Origin of the sequence: Micromonospora sp. NBRC 101691 (assembly GCF_030269285.1) — a bacterium.
Classification (GTDB): Bacteria; Actinomycetota; Actinomycetes; order Mycobacteriales; family Micromonosporaceae; genus Micromonospora; species Micromonospora echinospora.
The window spans coordinates 1-26,262 of the sequence record NZ_BSTB01000026.1 but is presented as its reverse complement, the minus strand read 5'-3'; the positions used below and the strand labels follow the sequence as shown (position 1 = coordinate 26,262).

Below are 26,262 nucleotides of genomic sequence, written 5' to 3'. Positions count from 1 at the left end.
CGGACCGCCGGCGGCCCGGGAACACGGCGGTGCCGCCCGGAGGCGGTCGGGCCACGAGCAGGAGTGAGGTCGCAGGAGACGTGCCGAGCAACGCCAGGACCACCCGTCTGGTCATCGTCGAGTCACCGGCGAAGGCCAAGACGATCTCGGGCTACCTCGGCCCGGGATACGTCGTGGAGGCCAGCTTCGGGCACGTCCGCGACCTGCCCCGCAACGCCGCCGACGTGCCGGCCCGCTACAAGAGGGAGCCCTGGGCCCGGCTCGGGGTGGACGTCGACAACGGTTTCCACGCCCTCTACGTGGTCTCCGCCGACCGCAAGCAGCAGATCACCAAGCTGACCCGGCTGGCCAAGGAGGTCGACGAGATCCTCCTCGCCACCGACGAGGACCGCGAGGGCGAGGCCATCGCCTGGCACCTGGTGGAGACGCTCAAGCCCAAGGTGCCGGTCAAGCGGATGGTCTTCCACGAGATCACCAAGCCGGCGATCCAGGCGGCGGTGGCGAACCCGCGCGAGATCGACCGCGCCCTGGTCGACGCCCAGGAGGCCCGGCGGATCCTCGACCGGCTCTACGGCTACGAGGTCTCCCCGGTGCTCTGGAAGAAGGTCATGCCGAAGCTCTCGGCGGGCCGGGTCCAGTCGGTGGCCACCCGGATCGTGGTGGAGCGCGAGCGGCAGCGGATGGCCTTCCGCAGCGCCGAGTACTGGGACATCCTCGCCACCCTCGCGGTGGCCGAGCCGGGCGAGGGGCCGCGCACCTTCTCCGCCACCCTGATCGCCCTGAACGGCGACCGGATCGCCAGCGGCAAGGACTTCGAGCCGACCACCGGCCGGGTGCGCCCGGGCGCGGGCGTGGTGCACCTCGACGCCGGCGGGGCGCGCGGACTCGCCGCCCGCCTCCAGGGGCGACCGTTCACCGTCACCCGGGTCGAGGAGAAGCCCTACCGCCGTCGCCCGTACGCGCCGTTCATCACCTCCACGCTCCAGCAGGAGGCCGCCCGCAAGCTGCGCTTCTCGTCGCAGCAGACGATGCGCACCGCGCAGCGGCTCTACGAGAACGGCTACATCACCTACATGCGTACCGACTCGGTGAACCTGTCGGAGACCGCCATCGCGGCGGCCCGCCGGCAGATCGTCGAGCTGTACGGCGAGCGCAGCGTGCCGCCGGAGCCGCGCCGCTACACCGGCAAGGTGAAGAACGCGCAGGAGGCGCACGAGGCGATCCGCCCCGCCGGGGACAACTTCCGCACCCCGGGCGACGTGCGCAACGAGCTGTCCACCGAGGAGTACCGCCTCTACGAGCTCATCTGGCGGCGCACCATCGCCTCGCAGATGACCGACGCGGTCGGGTCCAGCGTCTCGGTGCGGATCCGCGCGGTCTCCAGCGCCCAGGAGGAGGCCGACTTCGGCGCCACCGGCAAGACCATCACCGACCCGGGCTTCCTGCGGGCGTACGTCGAGTCCAGCGACGACGAGAACGCCGAGGCCGAGGACGCCGAGCGGCGGCTGCCCAACCTGGTGAAGGACCAGCCGCTCACCGCCGACGAACTGGCCGCCCAGGAGCACCACACCCAGCCGCCGTCGCGCTACACCGAGGCGTCGCTGGTGAAGGCGCTGGAGGAGCTGGGCATCGGCCGGCCGTCGACGTACGCGTCGATCATGCAGACCATCCAGGACCGGGGGTACGTCGTCAAGCGCGGTCAGGCGATGATCCCGTCGTTCCTGGCGTTCGCGGTGATCGGGCTGATGGAGCGGCACTACCCGCGCCTGATCGACTACGACTTCACCGCCAGCATGGAGAACGAGCTGGACGAGATCGCCGGTGGCGACCACGCCGCCGTCGACTTCCTGACCGCGTTCTACTTCGGCAGCGCCAACGGCGCCGGTGACCGGGACATCGCCCGTTCCGGCGGACTGAAGAAGCTGGTCACCGAGAACCTCACCGAGATCGACGCCCGCAGCGTCAACTCGATCCCGCTCTTCACCGACGACGAGGGCCGCGAGGTGGTCGTCCGGGTCGGCAAGTACGGGCCGTACCTCCAGCGGGCGGTGCCCGGGGAGGCCCCGGTGGTGCACGCCGAGGGCGAGGAGAGCGGCACCCCCGGCGACCGGGCGCCGATCCCCGAGGGGCTGGCTCCCGACGAGCTGACCCCGGAGAAGGTGCACGAGCTGTTCCTCGGCGGCGGCGGTGAGCGCAAGCTGGGCGACGACCCGGCGACCGGTGAACCGATCCTGCTGAAGTCCGGCCGGTTCGGCCCGTACGTGGCCAGCGGGGAGCGCAAGTCCTCGCTGCTGCGGTCGCAGTCGCCGGACACGCTCACCTTCGACGAGGCGCTGAAGCTGCTCAGCCTGCCCCGGCTGGTCGGCGTCGCCCCGGACGGTGTCGAGGTCTTCGCCAACAACGGCCGCTACGGCCCGTACGTCAAGCAGGGCGAGGAGTTCCGGTCGCTGGACTCCGAGGAGAAGATGTTCACGGTCACGCTGGACGAGGCGCTGGCCCTGCTCGCCGCCCCCAAGACCCGTCAGCGGCGGGCCGCCGCGCCGCCGCTGCGCGAGATGGGCGTCGACCCGCTGACCGAGAAGCCACTGGTCATCAAGGACGGTCGGTACGGCCCGTACGTCACCGACGGCGAGACCAACGCGTCCCTGCGACGTGGACAGACGCCGGAGGCGTTGAGCATCGAGGAGGCCTCCGAGATGCTTGCCGAGAAGCGGGCGAAGGGGCCGGCCGCGAAGAAGACGGCGCGCAAGACCGCAGGGGCGAAGAAGGCTCCCACGGCGAAGAAGACCCCGGCGAAGAAGACCAGCGCCGCGAAGAGCACCACCACCAAGGCCACCGCCGCGAAGGCCACCGCCACCAAGAAGGCCCCAGCGAAGAAGGCCGCCCCGAAGAAGGCGACCGCCAAACCTGAGTGATCCGCCACCCGTGATCCACGCGAGATGCGGCATGTCGGGGCGTCCGGCCACTCGGACACCCCGACATGCCGCATTCCGGGACGCCCGGTCAGGAGCCGAGGACGCGGGTCAGGTAGGGGTTGGTGAAGACGCGGGCGGGATCGAGGGTGTCCCGGAGGGCCTGGAAGTCCGCGAAGCGCGGGTAGGCGGGGGCGAGCGACGCGGCGTCGCGGTAGTGCAGCTTGCCCCAGTGCGGACGCCCGGCCAGGCCCCGGGCCACCTCCTCGAACGCCCGGAAGTACGGCTCGTACGGCATGCCGACGTACTGGTGCACGGCGATGTACGCGGACTCCCGCCCGTACCCGTGGGACAGCCAGATGTCGTCCGGCGCGGTGAACCGCACCTCGGCCGGGAAGAGCACCGGGAACGGCAGCCCGTCGACGATCCGGCGCAGCGCGTCGAGCGCCTCGCCCAGCGCGGCACGCGGCAGGGCGTACTCCATCTCCACGAAGCGGACCCGGCGCGGGGTGCAGAAGATCCGGTCGGAGCGGCCGGTGTACCGCCGTTCGGTAAGCGCCCGCGCGCTGACCGCGCTGATCGTCGGCACCAGCCGGGGCGACGCCCGACCCAGCCGGCAGGCCCGCTCGAAGACGGTGTTCGCCAGGAACTCGTCGTCCAGCCAGCCCCGCCACCCCGGCAGCGGCCGGTCGTCGACGGCCACCCGGTCGTTGGTCTTGACCTGCACCCGGTCGGTGTACGGGAACCAGTAGAACTCGACGTGGTCGTGTCCGTCGACCAGCGCGGGCAGGTCGGTCAGCACGTCGGCCAGCCGCGCCGGTCGTTCGTGGGCGAGCAGCGTGAAGGCGTCCACGCAGCGCAGCGTCACCTCGGTCAGCACGCCGAGCGCGCCGAGGCCGACCCGGGCGGCGGCGAAGACCTCCGGGTGCGCGTCGGTGGAGCAGCGCAGCACCTCCCCGGTGCCGGTGACCAGGGTCAGCGCCTCGACGGCGGTGGCCAGGCAACCGAGTCGCGCGCCGGTGCCGTGGGTGCCGGTGGAGATCGCCCCGGCGATGGTCTGCGCGTCGATGTCGCCCAGGTTGGGCATGGCCAGGCCGTGCCCGGCGAGCAGGTCGTTGAGCGTCCGCAGGGTCATCCCGGCCGGTACGCTGACCAGTCGGCGTTCCCGGTCCACCCGGACCGGCTCGGTCAGGTCGGCCAGTTCCAGCCGGTGACCGTCGGTGGCGGCGATGGCGGTGAAGGAGTGGCCGCTGCCCACCGGCCTGATCCGTGCGCCCGCCCCGGCGGCGGCCCGTACCGCCTCGGCGACCTCGCCGGTGTCGCGTGGTCGGGGCACCGCCCCGGCGACGCTGCGCTGGTTACCCGCCCAGTTCGTCCAGGCGGTGCCGGCAGGGATCGTCCGCGTCATGTGCGCCTCCGTGCGCCAGGGGAACCATCAGAACGTTGTGACTGGTAAACACCACATTGCCGGCCGGCTCGTTAGTACCGGTAGCGTCACGCTTCCGTGACGTGCAGAAATGTTCATCCGTCGAAGGGGGGTGGCGTCGAGTGTCCACACCAGCCGCCACGACCGGTCCGCTGCGTCGGGTACCGGTGCAGGGGCGAAGTGTCGCGCGGGTCCAGCGGATGCTGGACGCCTGCGCCGAGCTCGTCGACGAGGTGGGGTACGAAGGGCTGACCACCACGCTCCTCGCCGAACGGGCCGAGGTCGCGATCGGGTCGGTCTACCAGTTCTTCCCGGACAAGCGGGCGATCGTGCAGGCGTTGACCCTGCGCACGATGGAGTCCTATCTCCAGCGGCTCGACGCGCGGTTCGCCTCGGACGACCTGACCGACTGGTGGGACGGTGTCGACGCGGCGATCGACGAGTACATCACCATGCACCGCACCGTTCCCGGTTTCCGTACCCTGCACTTCGGCGACGTGGTCGACCTGCACCTGCTCGACGAGCAACGGGACAACAACGGCGTGATCGCCGACCAGTTGGCCCGGGTGCTGACCGAGCGGTTCGGTCTGACCGACGGGCCCCGGCTCCGTTTCATCCTGGAGATCGCCGTCGAGGCGGCCGACTCGTTGATCAAGCTCGCGTTCCGCCGTCAGCCGGAGGGGGACGAGCGGGTGCTGGACGAGGCGAAGGCGCTGATCCGGGAGTACCTGCACCGCCAGGTCAAGGCCCCCGGGCACGCCGACGAGGTGAGCGGTGCGGAGGGGACCGGCAGCGCCGGGAAGGACGGCGACGGTGACGAGCCGACCGGCTCCCCGGCCGCCGCGGTGACCGCCGACGCCGGCTGACGTCCGCCCGGTCACAGGAACGCCCATCCCGCACCCCGGTAGGTGGGGACGGCCGCGACCACGGCCTCCCCGTCCACCAGGTGCAGCTCGTTCACCCGTTCGCAGACCTCGCCGGCCTTGGCGTGGCGGAACCAGACCCGGTCACCCACCCGGAGCCGGTCGGCCTCCGCGCCGGTCAGCGGGGTCTGCACCTCGCCCGCGCCCTCGGTGCCGACCAGCCGCAACCCGGCCGGCAGCCAGGGCCGGGGGAGTCGGCTGCGCTCGGCGGGACCGGAGGCCACCCACCCGCCGCCGAGCACCGTGGCCACCCCGGGCGCGGGGCGGCGGACCACCGCGCAGGCGAAGAAGGCCGCCGGGACGGGCCGCCAGGCGCGGTACGCGTCGAAGAGCGTCGGCCCGTACAGCCCGGATCCGGCGGTGACCTCGGTGACCGCCGGGTCGGCGCTGGTCGCGGCGAGGCTGCCGGTGCCACCGCCGTTGACGAACTCCAGGTCGGCGTGTTGCCGTACGGCGTCCACCGCCGCGCCCCGGCGGGCCAGCAGTTCCCGGTACGACCGGCGCTGCACCGCCCGGATCGCGGTGCCCCGCAGCGCCTGCCCCGGCGGGGCGTCGCCCAGCCCGGCGATCTGCGCCTCGTACGCCATCACCCCGACCAGCCGGAAGCCGCGTCGCCCGGCGACGGTGGCGGCGAACGCGCCGGCGGCCGTCGCGCTGTGCACCGGCGAGCGGCGTACCCCGACGTGCACCCCGCGCAACGGTCGCCACGAGGCGTCCAGGTCGAGGCAGACGCGCAGCTCGGGGCGCTGCCCCGGGGCGCGTACCGCGTCGACGAGGTCGAGTTGGGCCGGGTCGTCCACCATCAGGGTCACCGCCGCGGCGAGTTCCGGGTCGCCGGCCAGTTCGGCCAGGGCGGCCCGGTCGGCGGTCGGGTAGGCGACCACCACGTCGTCGCTGACCTCGGCCCGGACCAGCCGGATCGCCTCGGGCAGGGTGAACGCGAGCACGCCCCGCCAGCCGGGCCGGCGCAGGACCCGGGTGAGCAGGTCGTGGCTGCGGACCGACTTGCTGGCCACCCGGACCGGCTTGCCGGCGGCCAGGTCGACCAGCGCGGTGGCGTTGGTGTCGAGGGCAGCCAGGTCGACCACGGCGAACGGCGGGTCGAGGTGGGCGGTCGCCCGGTCGAGGCGGTCGCGGAGCAGGTCGCGTTCGATGGCCACGGAAGCACGCTAACTGTGGGAACGGGTAATGCGAAACACCCTCGCGTCCGACCGGGGTCGGTGGCCCCGTGCGCCGAGGCCCTAGGCTCGCGAGCAGCAGGATGTCACTTCAGCGGGATGACTGCCCACCGCGACTAGAGTGTGACACCGGGAGACGCCCAGGGATGGGCCGCCACTGGAGGTACGGCCATCGAAAGCCAGAAGAACGGCGAGTCGGCCGGCGTGTCGTCGTCGAACCAGGTCGACCGGACGGGCTACGCCGCACTTCGCTCCGTGCTGCGCATCCGGCCGTTCCGCCGGCTGTGGATCGTGCTCAGCGCCGCCTCCTACGGAGACTGGCTCGGCCTGCTCGCCACCTCCATCTTCGCCGCCGACCAGGTCGAGGGGAGCACCGCCAAGGGCGCCGCGTTCGGCACCGTCATCGCGATCCGGCTGCTGCCCGCGCTGGTGCTCGGCCCGCTCGCCGGGGTCTTCGCCGACCGGTTCGACCGGCGCTGGACGATGGTCATCTGCGACGTGCTCCGCTTCCTGCTGTTCGCCTCCATCCCGTTGGTCGCGCTGCTCGGGGCCAGCGGCGGGGTGGTGGTCGGCTGGGCCACGGTGGCGACGTTCCTGATCGAGACGATCACCCTGATGTGGCTCCCGGCCAAGGAAGCGGCGGTCCCGAACCTCATCCCGCGTGCCCGCCTGGAGATGGCCAACCAGCTCAGCCTGATCAGCACGTACGGCCTCACCCCGGTCCTGGCCGCGCTGAGCATCGCCGGGCTGGACGCCAGCGTCCGGGCCGCCACCGGCGGTGAGATGCCCGACTGGGCCGAGCCGGCACAGATCGCGCTCTGGTTCAACGCCTTCTCCCGGCTGGCCACCGCGCTGGTGGTGGCCTTCGGCATCAAGGAGATCAGCCAGGGCAAGGACGAACGGGAGGCCCGCGCCGAGCAGAGCATGCTCCGCCAGTTCAAGGAGGGCTGGCGGTTCATCGGCCACACCCCGCTGGTGCGGGGGCTGGTGCTTGGCATCTTCGGCGCGTTCGCCGGCGGCGGCATCGTGATCGGCACCGCCCGCTTCTTCGCCGCCTCGCTCGGGGCCGGCGACGCCGCCTTCTACCTCCTCTTCGGCGCGATCTTCATCGGCCTGGCGATCGGCATCGGGCTCGGCCCGATGATCGTCCGCGACCTCTCCCGCCGTCGCTGGTTCGGCATGAGCATCGTGCTGGCCAGCGCGTCCGTGCTGGCGCTCGCCTTCGCCATCCACCTCTCCATGGCGATGCTCGGAGCGATCCTGGTCGGCGCGGGCGCGGGCATGGCCTTCCTCGCCGGCACCACCCTGCTCGGCGGGGAGATCGCCGACGAGGTCCGGGGCCGGGTCTTCGCCGTGGTGCAGATCGGCACCCGGCTGGTGCTGATCTTCGCGATCGCGCTGAGCAGCCTCCTGGTCGGCGTCGGCGGCTCCCGGGAGCTGCGCATCGCCGACCTCGGCATCTCGATCTCCTCCACCCGGCTGCTGCTGCTCGCCGCCGGTGCGGCCGGCATCTTCGCCGGCATCAGCGCCTTCCGGCAGATGGACGACAAGAAGGGCGTCCCGGTCCTGGCCGACCTGTGGGGCTCGATGCGGGGCCGTCCGCTCACCCCCGCCGAGCCCTTCGTCTCCGCCGGTCTCTTCGTGGTCTTCGAGGGCGGCGAGGGGGCCGGCAAGTCCACCCAGGTCACCCGGATCGCCGAGACCCTCGGCGCGCAGGGGCACGAGGTGGTGGTCACCCGGGAACCCGGGGCCACCCCGGTCGGCCAGCGGATCCGCACGCTGCTGCTCGGCGCCCCCGGCTCGGACACCCCGTCGCCGCGCGCCGAGGCGCTGCTCTACGCCGCCGACCGGGCGCACCACGTGGCCACCGTGGTCCGGCCCGCGCTGGTCCGGGGCGCGGTGGTGGTCAGCGACCGGTACGTCGACTCCTCCCTGGCGTATCAGGGGGCCGGACGGACGCTGCCGGTCGACGAGGTCTCCTGGCTCTCCTCCTGGGCCACCGGCGGTCTCAAGCCCGACCTGGTGGTGCTCCTCGACGTCGATCCGCGCACCGGCCTGGCCCGGGTCGCGGCCCGGGGTGGGGAGGCCGACCACGTCGAGGCCGAATCGCTCGCCTTCCACGAGCGGGTCCGGTACGCCTTCCTCGATCTCGCCGCCGCCGACCCGAAGCGCTACCTGGTGCTCGACGCGTCCCGTCCGGCCGAGGAGATCGCCGCCCAGGTGGCCGACCGGGTCAAGGAGATGCTGGTCGACCCGTCCGCGATCGTGCACCCGGCGCCGGCGAAGCAACCGGACACCTCGACGCAGCCGGAGTTATCCGACGCGGAGCTGGTGACGATGGAGCAACCCCGCTGATGTCGGAGGTCTTCGCCGACCTGGTCGGGCAGGACGAGGCGGTCGACACGCTGCGCCGGGCCGCCGCCGCGGCCGCCGCCGTGCTGCGTGTCGCCGGTAACCCCGATGCGGACGGTGACGACCGGACCGGACCGGACCCGGGTGCCGGGATGACCCACGCCTGGATCTTCACCGGCCCGCCCGGTTCCGGGCGTTCGGAGGCCGCCCGCGCCTTCGCCGCCGCTCTCCAGTGCGTGCACGGCACCGGCTGCGGCACCTGCGCCGGCTGCCACACCACCATGGCCGGTACGCACGCCGACGTCCGGCTGGTCGTGCCCGAGGGACTCTCCATCGGCGTGAACGAGATGCGCGCCCTGGTGCTGCGCGCGGCGAGCACCCCGTCCGGCGGGCGGTGGCAGGTCGTGATCATCTCCGACGCCGACCGGCTCACCGAGGCGGCCGGCAACGCGCTGCTCAAGGCGATCGAGGAGCCGCCCCCACGTACGGTCTTCCTGCTCTGTGCCCCGTCCACCCACCCGGACGACATCTCGGTGACCATCCGGTCGCGCTGCCGGGTCGTACCGCTGCGACAGCCGCCGCCCGGTGCGGTGGCCGAGGTGCTGGTCCGCCGGGACGGGATCGCCCCCGACGTGGCCGAGTGGGCGGCGTCCGCCGCCCAGGGCCACGTGGGTCGGGCCCGCCGGTTGGCCGGCGACGCGGAGGCCCGTGCCCGGCGGGACGCGGTGCTGGCCGTGCCGCGCCGGCTGACCGGGGTCGGGGCCGCCTTCGACGCCGCGTCCGCGCTGATCGAGGCCGCCGAGGCGGAGGCCGCGGCGGCCGTCGCGGAGACCGACGCCGCGGAGAAGGCCGCGTTGCAGACCGCGCTCGGCGCGGGTGGCACCGGCCGGGGTGCCGCCGGGGCGATGCGGGGGGCCGCCGGGCAGATCAAGGACCTGGAGAAGCGGCAGAAGTCCCGGGCCACCCGGGCGCAGCGGGACGCGTTGGACCGGGCCCTGGTCGACCTGGCCGGGTTCTACCGGGACGCCCTGGTCACCGCGCTGCGGGCCCCGGTCGCGCCGGTGCACACCGACACCGTGGCGATGGCCCGCGCCGGCGCGGAGAAGTGGGACGCCGAGGGTGCGCTGCGCCGGCTGGAGGCGGTGCTGGAGTGCCGCGTCGCGATCGAGGCCAACGTCAAGCCGAAGATCGCCGTGGAGGCGATGATGCTCGCCCTGTGGAAGGGCTGAGCCCCATCCGGTACCGCTGGGGTCGCACTTCCCCTGCTCCCCGGGCCATCGACAGTGTCGATTGATTGCGGTACGGTCCCTGTGCCGTGGTGACGGCGACGGCACCCTCAGTGACACCGCTTGCGGGAGGAGTCCGCCCATGCCGCGGGGGGAGATCGACGAAGCCTGGATCGAGGAGGCCGTCCGGCGGTACCGCCGGATCGAGTCTCTCCAGGCCGAGTTCGACGCGGCGGTCGCGGGCGTCCAGGTCACCGTCCGCTCCCCCGACGGACTGGTCGAGGTGGTGGTCACCGCCGCCGGCACGATCACCGACGTCCGTTTCCTCGGCCCGCTGCACAACCGCCACCCCCGGGACGTCGCCAACTCGGTGCAGGCGGCGGTCACCGCGGCGGCCGATGCGGCGCAGTGGGCGCGGGAGAAGCTGCACAACGAGACGTTCGCCGCGTACCGACCGCTGGCGGGGGCCTGAGATGGAGAGCCTGCGCGCCCTGGCCGCCCGCCTCGACGAGGCGAGCGCCACGCTGGCCGCCGTCGCCCACGCGGCGACCGCCGCCGGCCCGGCCCCGACCGCCTTCGGCGCCGACGGGCCCGGCCGTCCCGGTGACCTCGGCCGTGCCCTGCACCGGCAGTGGGTCACCGCCACGGACAACCGGGCCCGGGAGGCGCGGGCCGCCGCCGCCCGGTTCGCCGCCGCCGCGTCCGCGATCCGCGACGCCGCCGACCGGTACGCCGACACCGACGCCGCCGCCCGGCACCGCCTCGCCCACACCCCCGACCGGCACACCGACGCCTGGCCCCGGCCCGACGTCGCCGACCCGTGGTCCCGGCCCGCCACCCCCGCGCGCGACGTCGCCGACGCCTGGTCCCGGTCCGCGGTTCCCGCGCCCGAGGTCGCCGACGACCCGTGGTTCGGGGCCGCCCCGGCCGCCGCCCCGCTGCACGCGGCGGGTTTCCGGGCGGGGGTGGACAGCGTCCCGGCCGGATCAGGCTTCCCGTTCACCGCCGACCTCCCGCCCCGGGTGCCCCGTCCCCGGTCGGGTGACGGCTGATGGACCTGCTCGACCGACTCGCCGAACCCGGCCTGGACCTGCTCGGCCGGGTGGACACGCTGCTCGCCTCCGGGGTGCCGGAAGGGCATCCGGTCTGGCCGCTGTTACGCCGGATGCAGGCCCTGCCGGGCGAGGCCGTCCGGACCTTCCTCGACCTGCGCCCGGCCCCGCTGGCCGGATCCGGTCGGACGGTGCGGCAGTTCGTCCGCGACTACGACGACGCCTGCGCCGCGCTGACCGACCAGGCCGCCTGGTCCGGTCCGGCCGCCACGGCGTACGGGCAGGCGCGGGCGGGGCTGCTGCGGCACCTCGACGAAGGGCCGGACAGCCTGGTCGGCCGGCTCGAATCGACCGCCGGGTACGCTGACGCGCTCGCCGACTGGGCCGAGCGCAGCCGCCTGGCGCTGGCCCGTGCCCTCGCCGACGTGCTCGGCTCCGCCGAAGCGGTGACCGTGGTGGCCGCCACCGCGCCCCGGGTCGGTGGCGCGACCGTTCCCGTGTCGACCGTCCCGCCCTGGCCCGGTGACCCCGCCGGCCCGTTCCAGCGGACCGGCGGCGTACCCACCCCGGCCGGGCCCGGCGGGGCACCCGGAGCTGCTGCGGGCGGCCCCGGCGCGGGTGCCTCCGCCCGCGCCGCCGCCGAGATCGCCGCCCGGGTCCTGGCCGTTCTCGCCGTCGCGTACGACGGGGCGGAGACCCTGTTGCGTCAGTGGGCGCCGAGCCTCGCCGAGGTGCCCTGGCGGTCCCGGCCGACCGGCCCCGCCCCGTCGGATCCGCTCCACGTCCGCTGGCGGGACGATTAGTCGACGGTCGATGGCTGCAACGGGTGGCCGGGTGACGACTCCGGGGTGGGTGGGGGCCGCCACTTGGTCGTAGGGTGAGGGCATGGGGATGCTCTGCGCGGTCAGCTTCAACCGGTACGGCCGCCTCTACTACCTCGACCCGGGCGAGTTCCGCCCGCAGGTGGGCGACCGCGTGCTGGTGCCCACCGACGACGGCCCCGAGGTGGCCGAGTGCGTCTGGGCACCCCAGTGGGTCAGCGAGGACACCGACGGCTTCCCCAAGCTGGCCGGCCTCGCCGCCGACGAGGACCTGCGCCGCGACGAGCTGCTGCGCCAGCGCAAGGCCGAGGCGAAGGTCGCCTCGAAGCGGCTGATCCGCGAGCACGGCCTGCCGATGAAGGTGGTCGCCGTGGACCACGTACCCGGTGTCGAGGTCGGCGGCAACGGCCGGACCACCATCTACTTCACCGCGCCGCACCGGGTGGACTTCCGCGCCCTGGTCCGTGACCTCGGCGCGACCCTGCACTGCCGGGTCGAGCTGCGCCAACTCTCCGCCCGCGACTCGGCCCGGGTGCAGGGCGGGATCGGCTCCTGCGGCCGGGACCTCTGCTGTGCCACGTTCCTCAACGACTTCGAGCCGGTGACCATCCGGATGGCGAAGGACCAGGACCTGCCGCTGAATCCGCTGCGCATCTCCGGGGCGTGCGGCCGGCTGATGTGCTGCCTGAAGTACGAACATCCGCTGTACGCCAGGTTCCAGGAGTCCGCCCCGGCGATCGGCGCCCGCGTCACCACGCCGGAAGGAGAGGGCCGCGTGGTCGGCCACAGCGTCCCGAGAGACGCGGTGACCGTCCGCCTGGAGGCCGACGGCTCGCGCTCCATGTGCTCCCGCGCCGACGTCTGCGGCTCCCGTCGTGCCTACGAGAGCCGCGACCGGTCCGGTCCGGAGGGCACCGCGCGATGACCGCGTGATGCTGCCTCCGGGCCTCGGCCGGCGGGTCAGGGGCGCAGGACCACCGGGGGCTCGGCCAGGCGGGGCGTGAGGGGATCCTGCGGGGTGAGCCAGGAGGCGGTGGGGGACTGGTCCGGGTTGACCTGCCAGCGTCGGGAGACCCGGTCGACGGCGATCGGATAGATCGTCAGGGTGCCGTCCGGATCGATCCGCAGGCGCAGGAACGACTTCGCGTCCTCGATGCCCTGACCGGCGAAGAGCTCGTTCACGTTCACCCCGAAGCCCGACGCGACCAGCAGGTACAGGGCGGTCAGTTCGCTCGCCACGAAGCCGATCACCGGCCCGTAGACCACCGCGGCGGCGACCACCGGCATCGGCCACGGCCAGTCGTGGAACGGCAGTTCCAACCAGAGCCAGGTGCCCCCGGCGGCGAGCGCGACGTGCGCCAGCCCGTGCGTGATGCCGAGGATCCAGTGCCGGGAGTGTCGCTTGCCGCTCGCGCTGGGCGGCTTGGCGAAGAGACCGGCCCCGAGGATCGTCACCAGCAGCATCGCGATCAGCGGCACGCTGAACAGCCGCTGCTCGGCGCTGTCCGCCCGGTTCGCCGCCACCCCGGCCATCGCCAGCATCAGCAGGGTGTGCAGGGTGCCGAGCAGCGCGGCGAAGCCGGGATTGCGGAACGGCAGCCGCTTGAAGATCCCCCAGCCGTGCCGTCGGGAGCGCGCCGCGTCGGGGTAGCGGCCGGCCAGGTCGTACGGCTCGGAACGGCTGGCCCGCCGGGCGAGGGTGTCGCGCGGAGGCACCTCGATCTGCTCCGGGAGCTTGTGCGTGGGGTAGAGGTACGCCCCACCGCCACCGCAGGTGACCAGGTGCCGGTCCGGTCCCGCGTAGCGGGCGTAATGGTGCAGGTCGCCCGTGATCACCAGCCGTACCGTCGCCCCGGTCGGCGCGATCACCGTGCGGATGAAGTAGTCGAGCGAGTCGTACGCGGTGGGGGTGTCGACGGCCCGCACCCAGGTCGGTGCCGGCACGGCCAGGATCACCCGCGACTGCGGGCCGAGCCGCGCGGCGGCTGCCTCGAAGTAGGTGAGCTGCGGATCGTCCAGGTACGACCCGGACTGGTCGTCGAGCCCGAACAGCCACCAGTCGGCGGGCAGCTCGACGGCGAAGTAGGACCGGGACTGCTCGGTGCGCCAGCCGCCGAAGTACTGGTCCCGGGAACGGACGAACAGCCGCAGGAAGGCGGTCAGGCCGTCGTACCAGTCGTGGTTGCCGGGCACCGCGAACAGCGTCGGTCCGCCCGGCGTGGCCAGCGGCAGTGCCGCCTGGTACGGCCCCTTGCAGCGGTCCTCGTACGCCTCGTACCCGGCCGACGGGTAGACCTGGTCGCCGCCCATGACCAGGGTCTGCGCCCGGGGCAACCGATGCCCGTCGACGTCCAGCCCGGGCTGGGCGATCAGGTACGCCACCGAGTACGTGGCGTCGAACCCGTCGCCCAGATCGGCGACGTAGTCCAGCCAGAGCCCGCCGTCCGGCCCGACCTGGCGGAACACCCCGTCCCCGAAGGCGTTCTGCAGCTCCCGTTTGTCCAGGTACGCCCCGAAGAACATCGCGAGCAGCGTACGGATGCCGGTGCTGATCAGCAGGAGCGGCGCGAGCCACGGCACCGCCCGGCGCGGAGTGAACCCCAGTTCGCGGGGCTCGGTGCTGCGTGGGCGGCGGGGGTGACCCTCGTCGGAGCTGGTCGCCTCCGGCGGGGTGGTGGGCGAGGGGCGGTCGTCACTCACGCCGCGGAGCGTATCCGGCCCGGATGGGTACCGCTGTCTGCTGCTAGACCGTTACACCACCCTTGTCCGATTCACCGCTGTTCCGCCGTGGGCGGCTGGGGTGGTTGCAGGGGTCCCCTGCTACCGCTTTTTGCGTAGCAGGGGACCCCTGCAACCACCTCCACCCGGCAGAGGACGGTGCCCGACTCGGCGGGGACGGCGACGGGGGATCCCGGGAGACCGGGGCGGGGTGCGTGCCGTACACTTGACGATCGTTGCCGCCTTAGCTCAGTCGGCTAGAGCGACGCACTCGTAATGCGTAGGTCGACGGTTCGATTCCGTCAGGCGGCTCCATGGGAAAGGCCCAGGTCAGCGGCACAATCGCCGCTCATGACCTGGGCCTTCTTCATGCTCCCGTGTTACCGGCGGTGGGACGAATGTCTGCCCACTAGGTGGCGGTTCTATCTAGATGGCTGTGCTACCTTGCTTCGCATGGATCACGACCGGCGGGGGCAGTGGCTGCGCGGCGTCCTCGACGTCTGCGTGTTGGCGCTGCTGGGCCGGCGGGAGTCCTACGGCTACGAGCTGGCGCAGGCGCTCGACCAGGCCGGGCTGGGACAGATCCAGGGCGGCACGCTCTACCCGGTGCTGCTGCGGTTGCAGCGCTCCGGGCTGATCACGGCCGAATGGCGCGAGGGCGGGACCGGCCCGGCCCGCAAGTACTACCGCCTCACGCCGTCCGGCGAGCAGACCGCGCGCCGGCTGGCCGCCGACTGGACCGCGTTCGCCGGCCGGGTGGACGCCATCTTCCGGGAGGAACTGCCGTGAACAACGACAGTTGGTTGCACGCGTTAGGCCAGGAGTTGGCCCGGCACCAGATCGGCCCGGACGTGACCGGCCACGTCATCGCCGAGGCCGCCACGCACCTGCGTGACAGTGGACAACCGGCGCTGCGGGCCTTCGGCACGCCGCAGGGGTACGCGGCCGCCGTCGCGGACAGCCTCGCCGCGCGCCGCCCACCGCGCCGCCCGCCCGGCCGCGTCCGGCTCGACGTGCGTGGGGTGACCAAGCGGTACGGCCGCCGCACCGTCCTGCGGGACGTCGACCTGACCGTGCGCGCCGGCGAGGTGGCGGCGGTCGTCGGTGCCAACGGGTGCGGCAAGAGCACGTTCCTGCGGGTCTGCGCCGGCCTGCTCTCCGCGGACGCGGGTGAGGTGGTGGTCGACGGCGTGCTGGGCTACTGCCCGCAGGACGCCGGAACGTACGACTTCCTCCGGCCCGACGAGCACTTCGTCCTGGTCGGTGCCGGTCGGGGCCTGGACCGGACCCGGTCGCGGCGGCTGGGCCGGGCCGGTGCCGCCGCGCTCCAGTGGGATCCGGCGGACGGAACGCAGGCCCGGCACCTGTCCGGCGGTACCCGACAGAAGCTCAACCTGGTGATGGCCTCGATGGGCGACCCCGACGTGCTGCTGCTCGACGAGCCGTACCAGGGCTTCGACCGGGGCACGTACCTCGACTTCTGGCAGCACGTGTGGCGATGGCGCGACGAGGGCCGGGCGATCGTCGTGGTCACCCACCTGCTCAGCCACCTGGACCAGGTCGACCAGGTGCTGGACCTGACCGTACGGGAGACGGCAGCATGAAGATCGTTACGGTCGCCGACATGGCACTGCGCGAGATGCTGCGTCGCCGGGGCGTACTCGTGTTGCTGCTCGCCCTACCACTGGCGTTCTACCTGGTCCGACGCGGCGACCACGTCGGACAGTCGATCCGGTTCCTGCTTCTCGGGATCGCCTGGGCGGTGAGCACTGCGGCGCTCTTCGCCAGCGGCACCAGCCGGCCGATCGAGCCCCGGTTGCGCCTGTCCGGCTACCGGAGCCATCACCTCTACCTCGGCCGGCTGGCGGCGATGTGGACGCTTGGGCTGTCGATCGCCGTGCCGTTCTTCGTGCTGGTCGCGGTCGACCACGGCGACCAGGTACGAATCGGCGCCATCGCGCTGGCGATGCTGCTCACGGTCGCCGTGGCCGCGCCGTTCGGACTGCTGATCGGCGCGGCCGTGCCGCGTGACCTGGAGGGGACGCTGCTCCTGCTGGTCGTGGTCGGCGTGCAGATGATGATCGACCCAGCCGACTCGATCACCCGGCTCCTGCCCTTCTGGTCCAGCCGGGAGATCGGCACGTACGCCGTCGACCACACCGGGTCGGAGTACCTGACCCGGGGCCTGGCGCACGGCGTGTTGTTCGGCGTCGTTACCACCGCCCTGGTGGCGGTGCTGGCGACGATCCGCCTTCGCCGCCACCCGCACGTCCGCTTCGTCACCCGCTAGCCACGGCTACCAGAATTCGGACGACTCGGCGATCACGGCGCGGACCATCCGGCGGCCGTGCTCGGCCATTCGCGGGAAGGTGTGCCGGTAGTAGTCGATGCCGGTCAGCGACGGTGCGAGGGCCCAGCCGCAGGCACGGCGCCAGGTGGCGTCGTCGTACCCGACCGCCTCCCGGTAGGTCTCCCGGGCCGCGCCGGTGAAGGTCCACAGCGCCGGGGCCACGTCCGGTGCGGGATCGCCGACCCCGAGCGCGCCGAAGTCGACGACCCCGACCAGCCGGCCGCCGTCGGTGATCAGGTTGCCCGGTTGCAGGTCGCCGTGGATCCACACCGGGTTCCCGGTCCAGTCGGGAGCGGCCAGGCAGGCGTCCCAGGCAGCCTCGGCCGCCGCCACGTCGAAACCGTCGTCATGCTGGGCCAACCGGGGCAGCACCCGGCGGACGGCGTCGTCGACGTGGCGTAGCGCCGATCCCCGGGATCCCGGGGGCCTGGACGGACCTCCGGCCGGATCCACCCGGTGCAGGGCGCGTGCGAAGGCGGCCAGGTCGCGGGCCAGGCGTACGTCGTCGCAGCCGAGCCGGGGCGGCGTGCTTCCCGCGACCCACGGCACCACGGTCCACCGCCAGGGGTACCCCGCGCCCGGTTCGCCGACGTGGAGCGGAACCGGGATCCGGACCGGCAGGTGGGACGCCAGTAGGGGCAGCCACCGCGCGTCGGAGTCGGCCTGGTCGACCGCGCCGGCAATCTTGGGCATCCGGGCGGCGAGTTCGTCGCCGATCCGGAAGAGCACGTGGTCGGTGCCCTCGACCTCGTCGGGCAGGGGCACCACGGGAAGGCCGACCCACTGTGGGCACTGGTCTGCCACCAGGCGACGCACCTGCCCGACGCTGGCTCGGATCTCGTTGTCATGCATGGGCACGGCTGGCACCGTAGTTCGGCCGGGCGGTGCGCCACCAACCGATTAGGTGCCCCGCGCCCGGTCAATCCAGCCAGTACCAGCCGTCACCGAGCGACCAGCGCACCCGGCAGGGGTCCGCGAAGCAGTCGAAGTCCGTGTCGCCCGGCGTACCGGCGAAGTACGCGTAGCCGGCCGCGCCGTCCGGTATGCCGACCTGGACCGGCAGGAGGATTCCGGTCGGCCCGCTGCCCTCGGTGCCGATCCGCACCGCCCGTCCCTTGGACGACAGGTGCCGCAGATCCTTCGGCAGCACCTGGCCGTACCGGTCGCCGTGCCGGGCCGTGACCTGGTCGGCGAGCGCGGCTGCGGCCTGGAAGTCGGCCCGGTGGAGACGGTAGAAGCCGTGGACGAAGGTGGACGTCCAGTCGACGGCCACGATCGCCGCCGGGGCCAGCAACCCGGGGACCAGCACCAGTGACAACGCCGGAACCGACCGGCCCCGGCGCCACACGGCCGCCAGGGCGGCCCCGGTTACGGCGATCGCCACCAGCCAGCCCAGCCCGGTGAGAAGCAGACCGAACAGCCACAGGTTGGCCAGCTTCAGGCCGAACAGGTGCAGCCCGGCGACGAGCCCCCAGGCGGCCACGACGCCCACCACCCAGCCAACGACGGAGCGGCGACGTGGGCGTACGGCTGATGTGGTACCACCTGCGGCGACGGACATCGGCTCATTATGGGGCCGGACCGCAACCGGCCCCGGCCTCCGGCCGGCGGTGGGTTCCTTCCCGAGCGGCGGTGCACGACGATCGTCTGTCCGATTTGCGGTCGGCACGAAGCCAATATCGAAAAATAGACGTACGTCCACTCGGTCTGGCACGATTCCGAGGCAACGATGGTTGGTTTCCCAGCGACCGAAAGGAAAGCCGTGTTGCGTCGATTCATCGCTGTACTCGCCATGGTGGTCCCGCTGATCATTGGCGCGGCTGCAATTCCCGCGCACGCAAATCCGGCAGCGCAGAAGAACAGCTCCGTCCAGGAGTCCGCGCCGGTTGCCCAGAGTCTGGACCTGACCTGGTCCTGTTCGGTGCCGAGCGGCTACACCTGGGACTGGGTGCAGGTCAGCAATACCTGTGGGTCGCTCCGGTACCAGTATCGACTGCGGACCCCGGTGAACGGCCGGTGGGTCTGTTCGATTCCGTTGGGATGGGGCTACGACGCGATCCAACCCACGAACATGTGCGGTAGCAATCCCTACTATTACCGCCTGGTGGGCTGACCGCCCACCGCCCGACACCCCGGGGCGTGAAAAAACGACCAGGCATGGTCGCCGGAATTGCGAATCAGCGAACATCCGGCGACCAGGCCGACGTTCGACCCTGGATTCCTGCGGCTGTCGGCCACCCGCCTCCGGCAGCCATGCTGGTGCTGCTCAACGAGCTTGTCAGCCCGGCCCGGAGGGCACGCGGGAACGGAGAGCACCTCTACTGCTGGATGTGCCCCTGACCGGGCCGTCTCAGCTGACGTACCAGTCGAAGAGTTCCCAGCCGGGCGGAGTGGCCATCACCACGAGCATCAGCACGGTGAGGGCGCTGGCCACGGCGAGCCCGAGCCGGGGTGACCGTTCGGCTCGAAGGCGTGTGGAGGCCATTCGGGGCAGGGCCACCGCCAGGCACAGCAGTGCCGGGACGAAGCCGATCCCGACCACGACCACGGCGGGCCACGACCATCCGGGTGGCGACTGCTCCGGGAAGAACTCGGCATCGGTGGTGAGGTAGGCGATCACCGCATGGGCGTACGCCGCGACGAGGAGCAGCTGGATCGCCGTCAGCGGCCACACCCGCCGTCTGCCACCGGCTCGGGAATCGGTCTCGGTCCGCACCGGATGAGGGTAGTCGGCGTCCGGGCTCCGGTGTGTCTACGCTGCCCGGGTGGATCTGAGCGAGCTCACCGACCAGGTCGAGACGGTTTCCCGCAACTACGCCCGCCGGCACGGGATCACCCAGGACGCGACCTGGTTCCTGCTGAAGCTCCAGGAAGAGGTGGGCGAGCTGACCCAGGCCTTTCTGATGCGTACGGGGCAGGCGCGGGACAAGGGACTCACCGAGCAGGAGATCGACGAGAGGTTCCGGGCGGAACTGGCCGACGTGCTGTGCCAGGTGCTGGTGATGGCCCGACACCACGGCGTCGACCTGCGATCCGAGGTCGAACGGAAGTGGCTGAGGTGGAACCCGACCCCCCGCACCGACGCCGAACCGGTGAACCCGGCGCGGCGGGGGTAAGCGGCGGCAGCGGCGGTGAGCGGCGCGAGCAGCACAGGTGAGCGGCGACGGTGACAGTAAAACCCGGTGCGCCCTGGGTCGCGCACCGGCCACAATTCGTCGTGCTCATCGACCACTGGCCCCTGCTGGGACTGCGGGTGCGGACCGCCCGGTTGGAACTTCGACTGCCCACCGAGGACGAGATGGCCGCGCTGGCGGAGGTCGCCGCGCATGGTGTGCACGAGCCGGGTAAACGGCGCTTCCTGGTGTCGTGGGCGGAGGGCACACCCGCTGAACGGGCCCGTGCCGTGGTCCAGAACCAATGGCGTCGGCGGGGCGAATGGACCCCCCAGTCCTGGTCGCTCGACCTGGCCGTCTTCGTCGAGGGACAGCCGGTGGGCGTCCAGGACGTCTGGGCCCGGGACTACGCGGTGCGCCGCGAGGTGGCGACCGGCTCCTGGCTCGGTACGGCGTACCACGGTCGGGGAATCGGCACCGAGATGCGCGCCGCCGTGCTGCACCTGGCCTTCGCCGGTCTCGGGGCCGCGCACGCCACCAGCGGCTCGTTCGTCGACAACGCCGCGCCGCTCGCCGTCTCCCGCAAACTGGGCTATCAGCCGGACGGGATCAGCCGTGACCTTTGCGACGGCGAGGTCCTCGTCTCCCAGTACCTGCGTCTGACCAGGGAGAACTGGGAACGGACGGACCGTCCGGCGGTCAGCCTGACCGGTCTCGAACCCTGCCTGGAGCTGTTCGGCGCGCGCTGAACCACCCCGTCCTGCCCACGAGCGCCGGGCGGGTCAGGCGACACGGGCGATCACCACGAGTTCGCCGTCACCCGCCCCGACGGGCTCGCGCCGCCAACCGCCGTGCACATGCTCGACGACGAAACCGCGTCCGTACAGCGAGGCGCGGATCTGACCTTCGGTGCGGAACCGGAGGGTGGCCGAGCTGTGCAGCTCCAGACCGGTGTCCGCAGACGGTGATCGACTCGACTTGCGGGATGTCGGGGTTTCCGGTCGACCGGACACCCCGACATCCCGTATCTGGAGTGGATCATCGGCTGGTGACGGCGGGAAGCGGTAGTGGTGGGTGAAGGAGACCAGGTCACCCCGGATCTCGGTGACCTCGGTCCACGCTTCGGCCGTCCGGCCGTCCGGTAGGCGCGGGTGCCGTCGTGAGTCGACCGGGTTCCACCGCTCCCACCGTCGGTCGGCGGGGTCACGCGAGTCGAAGACCAGCCGCCCGCCGGGTACGAGTGCCCGGCGCAGGTCGGCGAGAACGGCGTCCCACTCCTCGTCGGTGGTGAAGAACTGCGCGACGTGGCTGGTCATCACCGCCACGTCGAAGGACCGGTCGGGCAGGAGCGCGGCGGTGCCTTCGATCCACGTCAACCGGTCCGCGCCCGGCTTGGCACGGGCGGCGTCGAGGGAGGCGCGGGCCGGATCGACGCCGGTGACCCGGTGCCCGGCGGCGGCCAGGGCGAGGGTGAGCCGCCCGGTGCCACAGCCCAGGTCGAGTACGCGCGCCTGCGGGGTCTCACCGACCACCGCCAGGAAGAAGTCGTCGTCCGGCCCCCACCGGCACTCGGCATCGTAGACGGTGACGAGCCGAGGGTCCTCGAACTCCCCGTGCCGCATCTGATCGCGGTCACTTCTCGGCGACGAAGACACCCCGCCCCGGCCGCCCGACCAGAACACCCCGTTCGCGCAGGGTCGCTATGGCGCGCTGGATGGTCGAGTGCGAGACGTCGTACTCGGCGGCCAGGGTCCGGCCGGACGGCAACTGGGTGCCGGGCGGGTACGAGCCGTTCTCGATCTTGCGTAACAAGCTGCCGAGCAGCTCATCCATCGTGGGTGGGATAGGCACGTCTGGTCCCTTGCGGTCGGTTGGCCCTCCCAGTATCGATCGATGTCCCGAAGCAGGCAATGCATGTAATGAAACAGGTGACAGTGCTGATGGTGCTGCAATAGCCGCACAAGATGCACTTGACGTAGGTGTGCCAGTGTCGATAGCGTCACGGACAGCGATGCGGTGCTTGCGGTTGGTTGGCGCCTCGTGGGTGCGGCATCGGTGCTCCACCACGTACCTGCCCCGGCCGGGGTGGTCGGTCCCCTCCCGGGCCGGCCGCCCATCTTCCCCCGGCTGACCGGGGCGGCTCCGCCGTCGCTGCTGCTCGACGCCGCGCACGGCAGGGCGGGGGTGTCCCGGCCGGACCCGAGCCAGCAGGGGCACCCCCGAACACCAGGAAACACCACTCCGGCGAACATCACCTGACTTCCGGAAGGCGGTCACCCGTGCGCGTACTCCTCCGCCGTCCCCGGCGACGGGGCCGACACCACCTCCGACCTCCGTCGACCAGCGACAATGCCGCCCTCCGTGGGCATCCGCAGCTGACCCCGGAGCGCATCCGTGATTACCAATTCACCGTCCGCCGGCGGGGACTGGACCCGGCCGAGATCACCGCCTTCCTCGACCGGGTCGCCGACGAACTCGCCGTCGCCCGGACCGCCCTGACCGCCGTGCGGGAGGAGAACCTCCGCATCAAGAACGCGCTGCGGAGCTGGCAGACCGTCCAGGCCCCGACCGCCCGGGAGTTGGCCCGATGGTGACCGATCCCCGGAACCCGGGCCGCTGGGTCATCCACCTGCCGATCGTGGTGCCTGACCTGACCCGGGCGCGGATCTTCGCCCGGACCGCCGCCCGGGCGCTCGCCCAGGTCACCGGTTGCGTGGACGCCGGTGAGGTGACCGTCTCCGAGGAGGACGCGCAGGGCGTACGGCACCGGGTGTTCTGCGACCGGCTGCTGCCCGGCGGCGGCCGGTGCGCCCTGCCCACCGAGCACAGCGTGCCCTGCACCGTCCGACGGCGACGGCCGAACCCGGACCGGTTCCGCTGACCGAGGCAGGCGTCAGGCGTAGAGCTTCTTGAGGTACGCCGGGCCGTAGTACTGCTCCAGGTCGGCCAGTTCCGCCTCGGGGGTCTCGATCGCCTTGGCGATCCGGGCCCGGGAGGGCAGCGCGTCCGGCTGCCAGGTCTCCGGTTTCCACAGCTCGGAGCGGAGGAACGCCTTCCCGCAGTGGTAGAACACCTGCTCGATCTCCACCACCGTGACGAGTGCCGGACGGTGTCCCTTCACGACCATCCGGTCGAAGAACGGCGCGTCCCGGAACAGCCTCGCCCGGCCGTTGATACGCAGTGTGTCCGTCCGGCCGGGGACCAGGAAGACCAGCCCGACGTGCGGGTTCTCCAGGATGTTGTGGAAGCCGTCGGCCCGCCGGTTACCGGGGCGTTCCGGGATGGCGATGGTCCGGTCGTCCAGGACCAGCGTGAAGCCGGGCGGGTCGCCCTTGGGCGAGACGTCGCAGGTGCCGTCCGCGCCGGCGGTGGCGATCAGGCAGAACGGCGAGGCGGCCAGCCACTGCCGGTCCAGCTCGTGCAGGACACGGCGTTCCTTGGTGACCACACGGGCCATGGGCTCGCCGAGCAGTTCGCGTAGTTCCTCGGTCGAGGTGATCTCCGTCGTCACGTTGTCCCTCCCCGTGCGTTGACCTCGGTGACAGGAACCGTGCCGAGGGCCGCCGACCAGCGTACGCCGGGCGGACCACGGCGAGGTTCGTCCACCGGCGGCGGGGCAACCGCCCCACGCAGCGGATCCCACGGGCATCCGCGATCCGGAAGACCCAGGGAGGCCGGAGATGGAGAGCCGACTCAAGGTGCTCGGGCACCCCGTGCACCCGATGCTGGTGATGTTCCCGTTCGCCCTGCTGGTGACCGCCGTCTTCTTCGACTTCGTCGACACGTTCGGTGGGTCCGCCGTGTTCGGGGAGATCGCCTACTGGAACATCACCGTCGGGCTGGTCATGGGGCTGCTCGCCGCGATCGCGGGCAGCTTCGACCTGCTCGCGATTCCGTCCGACACGCGGGCCAAACGGATCGGGCTCACCCACGCCGCGGCCAACCTGGCGGTGATCCTGCTCTTCGCCGCCGTCTGGGTGGTGCGCTTCAACGCCGACTCACGGACGGCCGGCGGTGCGCTCATCGCCATCGAGGTGGTCGCGCTGGCCATCCTCGGCGTCAGCGGATGGCTCGGCGGTGAACTGGTCGACCGGCTCGGCGTGGGGGTCGACCGGGAGGCCGACCTGAACGCGCCCAGCTCACTGCGCTCTCCGGCAGCCACGGCACGGATCGGGGACTCGCGGTGAGCGCTGGCCCGCTACGGCACGGGACCGCCAGGGCGGCCACCGCACGGATCGGAGAGATACGGATCGGGGAGACGCGGATCGGGGAGACGCGGTGAACGAGCAGCAGGGCAGCGGCTCCGGCCGGAGCTGGCGCGGCCGGTCGCACAGCTGGGACCCGATGGGCGAGTTGCAGTCGCTCCGCGCCGAGCTGGCCCGCCTGGTCGGTGGCCGCGTCGGGCCGCCGGAGGTGGAGCTGACCGAGACCGCCGAGGGGTGGGAGGTCGTCGTCCGGCTGCCCGGGGTGGCGCCCGAGGAGGTCGCCGTCGAGATCGACGACCGGGAACTCTGCGTACGGGCGCGGTCGGAGGCCGAGGTCAACGCCGACCACGGCATCCCCGGCGGGCTGGAGACCCGGGGCTTCGAGTACCGCGTGGACCTGCCCTCCCGGGTGGACCCCGACACGATCGACGCCGTCATGGACCACGGGCTGCTCCGGGTCCGGCTGCCCCGGGCGGCCCGCCCCGCGCCGCGCACCATCACCGTCGGGCAACCGACCTCGCTCGCCCGGCCCGCATCGCCGCCACGCTCCGCCAACGGCCACCCCGGGCGGCGTACGACCTCCGTCGACCCGGCCGCCGACCGGGAGCTGCACCACCCGGACGTCAAGCCCGGCTCCGTCGCCGACCGGCCCGACCCCTCCGAGGGGTCGAGCGAGACCGACCGGCCGTAGGGGATGGTGGACCCGACCCTGCTCGGCCCGGTCGCCGGGCGTGTGCCGGACGTCGCACGGATCGCCGTGCTGCGCGCCAACGCGCTCGGTGACTTCATCTTCGTCCTGCCGGCACTGGACGCGCTGCGGGCCGCGTACCCGGAGGCGGAGCTGGTGCTGCTCGGCGCGCCGTGGCACGCGAAGCTGTTCCGCGACCGGCCGGGCCCGGTGGACCGGGTGCTGGTGGTCCCGCCGGCCCCGGGGATCCGGGCCCGGGACCCCGGCGAGCCGGAGTCCGCCATGGACGACTTCCTCGCCGCCGCCCGCGCCGAGCGTTTCGACCTGGCGTTGCAGGTGCACGGTGGCGGGGCCAACTCGAACCCGGTAGTCAACGGCCTCGGCGCGCGGGTCACCGCCGGGCTGCGCGCCGAGGACGCGCCACCGCTGGACCGTTGGCTCCGGTACGTCTACTACCAGCACGAGGTGATCCGCTACCTGGAGGTGGCCGCGCTGGTCGGGGCCCCGGCCACCACCGTCCTGCCGAGCCTGGCGGTGACCGACGCCGACCGGGGCGAGGCGCGGGCGGTGCTCGGCGAGCCGACCCGACCCCGGGTGGCACTGCACCCGGGCGCAACCGACACCCGTCGCCGCTGGCCGGCCGACCGGTTCGCCGAGGTGGCCCGGGAACTGACCACCGACGGGTACGAGGTGCTGGTCACCGGCACCCCCGCCGAGCAGGAGGTGGTCGACCGGGTGGTCGCGGCGGCCGGAGTGCCGGTCCGTCCCCAGGTCGGCACGCTCAGCCTCGGCGCGCTGGCCGCCTGCTACGCGGGCTGTGCGCTGGTGGTGTCGAACGACACCGGCCCGCTGCACCTGGCGGCGGCGGTCGGTACGCCGACGGTCGGCGTCTACTGGGTCGGCAACCTGATCAACACGGGGCACCCGCTGCGTCACCGGCACCGGCCGATCATGTCCTGGACGGTGCACTGCCCGGTCTGCGGCGTCGACTGCACCCCCGGCTTGTACCCGGCGCGACCGGGCGCCGGCGAGTGCCCCCACCGCGACTCGTTCGTCACCGACGTGCCGACGGTGGAGGTCGTCGAAGCCGCCCGCGAACTCCTCGCCACCACCGAGTGAGCGGGGTGGGCTGGGGTTTGGTGGTAGCAGGGGACCCCTGTTACCGCTTTTTGCTTGGGTTCTAGTGGTGGTTGCAACACCTGACGTGTGCAGGGGTTGTGGTGTTCGGGTTGCGTGGGGTGCGGGCTCCTCAGGGTCGGGTGAAGTTGTCTGCCGAGCGGCAGGCTTATCTTGATCTT

The 26,262-nt window shown here is 72.5% G+C and carries 28 protein-coding genes, 1 tRNA gene and 1 pseudogene; 21 read left to right on the top strand and 9 right to left on the bottom strand.

Annotated features, from left to right (window positions below; translation table 11 throughout):
- The first annotated feature begins 80 nt into the window (after nucleotides 1–80).
- Nucleotides 81–2,915, top strand: a complete 2,835-nt coding sequence (topA, locus tag QSK20_RS28755) for a type I DNA topoisomerase (protein ID WP_285791749.1) — start codon at nucleotides 81–83, stop codon at nucleotides 2,913–2,915.
- Nucleotides 2,916–3,003: 88 nt separating this feature from the next.
- On the opposite strand, the gene QSK20_RS28750 is transcribed toward topA, so the two are convergent.
- Nucleotides 3,004–4,320 carry a D-arabinono-1,4-lactone oxidase gene (locus tag QSK20_RS28750; RefSeq protein ID WP_285791748.1) on the bottom strand — a complete coding sequence of 439 codons (1,317 nt, stop codon included), beginning with the start codon at nucleotides 4,318–4,320 and terminating at the stop codon, nucleotides 3,004–3,006.
- A gap of 218 nt (nucleotides 4,321–4,538) precedes the next feature.
- On the opposite strand from QSK20_RS28750, the gene QSK20_RS28745 reads away from it, so the two are divergent.
- On the top strand, nucleotides 4,539–5,204 hold the full coding sequence (locus tag QSK20_RS28745; protein ID WP_285791805.1) for a TetR/AcrR family transcriptional regulator: 666 nt from the start codon (nucleotides 4,539–4,541) through the stop codon (nucleotides 5,202–5,204).
- An 11-nt stretch (nucleotides 5,205–5,215) separates the two neighbouring features.
- Here QSK20_RS28745 and QSK20_RS28740 read toward each other — a convergent pair whose 3' ends face one another.
- On the bottom strand, nucleotides 5,216–6,421 hold the full coding sequence (locus QSK20_RS28740) for an amino acid deaminase/aldolase (protein WP_285791747.1): 1,206 nt from the start codon (nucleotides 6,419–6,421) through the stop codon (nucleotides 5,216–5,218).
- Nucleotides 6,422–6,730: 309 nt separating this feature from the next.
- On the opposite strand from QSK20_RS28740, the gene tmk reads away from it, so the two are divergent.
- From tmk to QSK20_RS28710, 6 genes and pseudogenes are all read left to right on the top strand, one after another.
- Nucleotides 6,731–8,794, top strand: coding sequence for a dTMP kinase (tmk, locus tag QSK20_RS28735; RefSeq protein WP_502889056.1), 2,064 nt, complete (start codon nucleotides 6,731–6,733; stop codon nucleotides 8,792–8,794).
- A complete protein-coding gene (locus QSK20_RS28730; protein ID WP_285791746.1) occupies nucleotides 8,794–10,020 on the top strand; it encodes a DNA polymerase III subunit delta' in 1,227 nt (408 codons plus the stop codon). The genes tmk and QSK20_RS28730 overlap by 1 nt, the downstream gene beginning before the upstream one ends.
- A 139-nt stretch (nucleotides 10,021–10,159) precedes the next feature.
- A complete protein-coding gene (locus QSK20_RS28725) occupies nucleotides 10,160–10,489 on the top strand; it encodes a YbaB/EbfC family nucleoid-associated protein (protein WP_088981034.1) in 330 nt (109 codons plus the stop codon).
- Nucleotide 10,490: 1 nt separating this feature from the next.
- Nucleotides 10,491–10,778: pseudogene (locus tag QSK20_RS28720) on the top strand (hypothetical protein); the annotation flags it as partial.
- A gap of 290 nt (nucleotides 10,779–11,068) precedes the next feature.
- Nucleotides 11,069–11,872 carry a hypothetical protein gene (locus QSK20_RS28715; protein WP_285791745.1) on the top strand — a complete coding sequence of 268 codons (804 nt, stop codon included), beginning with the start codon at nucleotides 11,069–11,071 and terminating at the stop codon, nucleotides 11,870–11,872.
- An 82-nt stretch (nucleotides 11,873–11,954) separates the two neighbouring features.
- The gene (locus QSK20_RS28710; RefSeq protein ID WP_285791744.1) at nucleotides 11,955–12,815 is read left to right on the top strand and encodes a PSP1 domain-containing protein; all 861 of its coding nucleotides are present in this window, start codon (nucleotides 11,955–11,957) and stop codon (nucleotides 12,813–12,815) included.
- 35 nt (nucleotides 12,816–12,850) lie between these two features.
- On the opposite strand, the gene QSK20_RS28705 is transcribed toward QSK20_RS28710, so the two are convergent.
- The gene (locus QSK20_RS28705) at nucleotides 12,851–14,590 is read right to left on the bottom strand and encodes a metallophosphoesterase family protein (protein WP_285791743.1); all 1,740 of its coding nucleotides are present in this window, start codon (nucleotides 14,588–14,590) and stop codon (nucleotides 12,851–12,853) included.
- A 256-nt stretch (nucleotides 14,591–14,846) separates the two neighbouring features.
- On the opposite strand from QSK20_RS28705, the gene QSK20_RS28700 reads away from it, so the two are divergent.
- The 4 genes from QSK20_RS28700 to QSK20_RS28685 all read left to right on the top strand — a co-directional run bounded on the left by QSK20_RS28700 (nucleotide 14,847) and on the right by QSK20_RS28685 (nucleotide 16,898).
- Nucleotides 14,847–14,923: transfer RNA gene (locus QSK20_RS28700), tRNA-Thr, on the top strand.
- Between the two features lie 138 nt (nucleotides 14,924–15,061).
- Nucleotides 15,062–15,397, top strand: coding sequence for a PadR family transcriptional regulator (locus QSK20_RS28695; RefSeq protein WP_285791742.1), 336 nt, complete (start codon nucleotides 15,062–15,064; stop codon nucleotides 15,395–15,397).
- On the top strand, nucleotides 15,394–16,212 hold the full coding sequence (locus QSK20_RS28690) for an ATP-binding cassette domain-containing protein (RefSeq protein ID WP_285791741.1): 819 nt from the start codon (nucleotides 15,394–15,396) through the stop codon (nucleotides 16,210–16,212). The genes QSK20_RS28695 and QSK20_RS28690 overlap by 4 nt, the downstream gene beginning before the upstream one ends.
- Nucleotides 16,209–16,898, top strand: a complete 690-nt coding sequence (locus tag QSK20_RS28685) for a hypothetical protein (protein ID WP_285791740.1) — start codon at nucleotides 16,209–16,211, stop codon at nucleotides 16,896–16,898. Before QSK20_RS28690 ends, QSK20_RS28685 begins: the two co-directional genes overlap by 4 nt.
- 6 nt (nucleotides 16,899–16,904) lie before the next feature.
- On the opposite strand, the gene QSK20_RS28680 is transcribed toward QSK20_RS28685, so the two are convergent.
- Together QSK20_RS28680 and QSK20_RS28675 are read right to left on the bottom strand one after the other, a co-directional pair.
- The gene (locus QSK20_RS28680; RefSeq protein WP_285791803.1) at nucleotides 16,905–17,810 is read right to left on the bottom strand and encodes an aminoglycoside phosphotransferase family protein; all 906 of its coding nucleotides are present in this window, start codon (nucleotides 17,808–17,810) and stop codon (nucleotides 16,905–16,907) included.
- Nucleotides 17,811–17,877: 67 nt separating this feature from the next.
- Nucleotides 17,878–18,519, bottom strand: coding sequence for a hypothetical protein (locus tag QSK20_RS28675; RefSeq protein WP_285791739.1), 642 nt, complete (start codon nucleotides 18,517–18,519; stop codon nucleotides 17,878–17,880).
- A 201-nt stretch (nucleotides 18,520–18,720) separates the two neighbouring features.
- On the opposite strand from QSK20_RS28675, the gene QSK20_RS28670 reads away from it, so the two are divergent.
- On the top strand, nucleotides 18,721–19,071 hold the full coding sequence (locus QSK20_RS28670) for a hypothetical protein (RefSeq protein ID WP_285791738.1): 351 nt from the start codon (nucleotides 18,721–18,723) through the stop codon (nucleotides 19,069–19,071).
- A gap of 237 nt (nucleotides 19,072–19,308) precedes the next feature.
- Here the strand turns inward: QSK20_RS28670 and QSK20_RS28665 are convergent, their stop codons facing one another.
- On the bottom strand, nucleotides 19,309–19,674 hold the full coding sequence (locus tag QSK20_RS28665) for a hypothetical protein (RefSeq protein ID WP_285791737.1): 366 nt from the start codon (nucleotides 19,672–19,674) through the stop codon (nucleotides 19,309–19,311).
- Nucleotides 19,675–19,723: 49 nt separating this feature from the next.
- Between QSK20_RS28665 and QSK20_RS28660 the strand changes: the two genes are divergently transcribed.
- Nucleotides 19,724–20,074, top strand: a complete 351-nt coding sequence (locus QSK20_RS28660; protein ID WP_285791736.1) for a nucleoside triphosphate pyrophosphohydrolase family protein — start codon at nucleotides 19,724–19,726, stop codon at nucleotides 20,072–20,074.
- Nucleotides 20,075–20,175: 101 nt separating this feature from the next.
- Nucleotides 20,176–20,820, top strand: a complete 645-nt coding sequence (locus QSK20_RS28655; RefSeq protein WP_285791735.1) for a GNAT family N-acetyltransferase — start codon at nucleotides 20,176–20,178, stop codon at nucleotides 20,818–20,820.
- A 33-nt stretch (nucleotides 20,821–20,853) separates the two neighbouring features.
- On the opposite strand, the gene QSK20_RS28650 is transcribed toward QSK20_RS28655, so the two are convergent.
- Both QSK20_RS28650 and QSK20_RS28645 read right to left on the bottom strand, forming a co-directional pair.
- A complete protein-coding gene (locus QSK20_RS28650) occupies nucleotides 20,854–21,693 on the bottom strand; it encodes a class I SAM-dependent methyltransferase (RefSeq protein ID WP_285791734.1) in 840 nt (279 codons plus the stop codon).
- Nucleotides 21,694–21,703: 10 nt separating this feature from the next.
- Nucleotides 21,704–21,904, bottom strand: a complete 201-nt coding sequence (locus QSK20_RS28645; protein WP_285791733.1) for a GntR family transcriptional regulator — start codon at nucleotides 21,902–21,904, stop codon at nucleotides 21,704–21,706.
- 222 nt (nucleotides 21,905–22,126) lie between these two features.
- Here QSK20_RS28645 and QSK20_RS28640 point away from each other — a divergent pair, with 222 nt between their 5' ends.
- The 3 genes from QSK20_RS28640 to QSK20_RS28630 are packed head-to-tail and all read left to right on the top strand — an operon-like array spanning nucleotide 22,127 to nucleotide 22,952.
- On the top strand, nucleotides 22,127–22,330 hold the full coding sequence (locus QSK20_RS28640; protein ID WP_285791732.1) for a hypothetical protein: 204 nt from the start codon (nucleotides 22,127–22,129) through the stop codon (nucleotides 22,328–22,330).
- A 20-nt stretch (nucleotides 22,331–22,350) separates the two neighbouring features.
- A complete protein-coding gene (locus QSK20_RS28635; protein ID WP_285791731.1) occupies nucleotides 22,351–22,665 on the top strand; it encodes a DivIVA domain-containing protein in 315 nt (104 codons plus the stop codon).
- Nucleotides 22,659–22,952, top strand: coding sequence for a hypothetical protein (locus QSK20_RS28630; protein WP_285791730.1), 294 nt, complete (start codon nucleotides 22,659–22,661; stop codon nucleotides 22,950–22,952). Before QSK20_RS28635 ends, QSK20_RS28630 begins: the two co-directional genes overlap by 7 nt.
- Before the next feature lie 12 nt (nucleotides 22,953–22,964).
- Here the strand turns inward: QSK20_RS28630 and QSK20_RS28625 are convergent, their stop codons facing one another.
- A complete protein-coding gene (locus tag QSK20_RS28625) occupies nucleotides 22,965–23,582 on the bottom strand; it encodes a pyridoxamine 5'-phosphate oxidase family protein (RefSeq protein ID WP_285791729.1) in 618 nt (205 codons plus the stop codon).
- A gap of 169 nt (nucleotides 23,583–23,751) precedes the next feature.
- On the opposite strand from QSK20_RS28625, the gene QSK20_RS28620 reads away from it, so the two are divergent.
- The 3 genes from QSK20_RS28620 to QSK20_RS28610 all read left to right on the top strand — a co-directional run bounded on the left by QSK20_RS28620 (nucleotide 23,752) and on the right by QSK20_RS28610 (nucleotide 26,083).
- A complete protein-coding gene (locus QSK20_RS28620) occupies nucleotides 23,752–24,258 on the top strand; it encodes a DUF2231 domain-containing protein (protein WP_285791728.1) in 507 nt (168 codons plus the stop codon).
- 157 nt (nucleotides 24,259–24,415) lie between these two features.
- On the top strand, nucleotides 24,416–24,967 hold the full coding sequence (locus QSK20_RS28615; RefSeq protein WP_285791802.1) for an Hsp20/alpha crystallin family protein: 552 nt from the start codon (nucleotides 24,416–24,418) through the stop codon (nucleotides 24,965–24,967).
- A 3-nt stretch (nucleotides 24,968–24,970) separates the two neighbouring features.
- The gene (locus QSK20_RS28610; protein ID WP_285791727.1) at nucleotides 24,971–26,083 is read left to right on the top strand and encodes a glycosyltransferase family 9 protein; all 1,113 of its coding nucleotides are present in this window, start codon (nucleotides 24,971–24,973) and stop codon (nucleotides 26,081–26,083) included.
- Nucleotides 26,084–26,262: the final 179 nt, after the last annotated feature.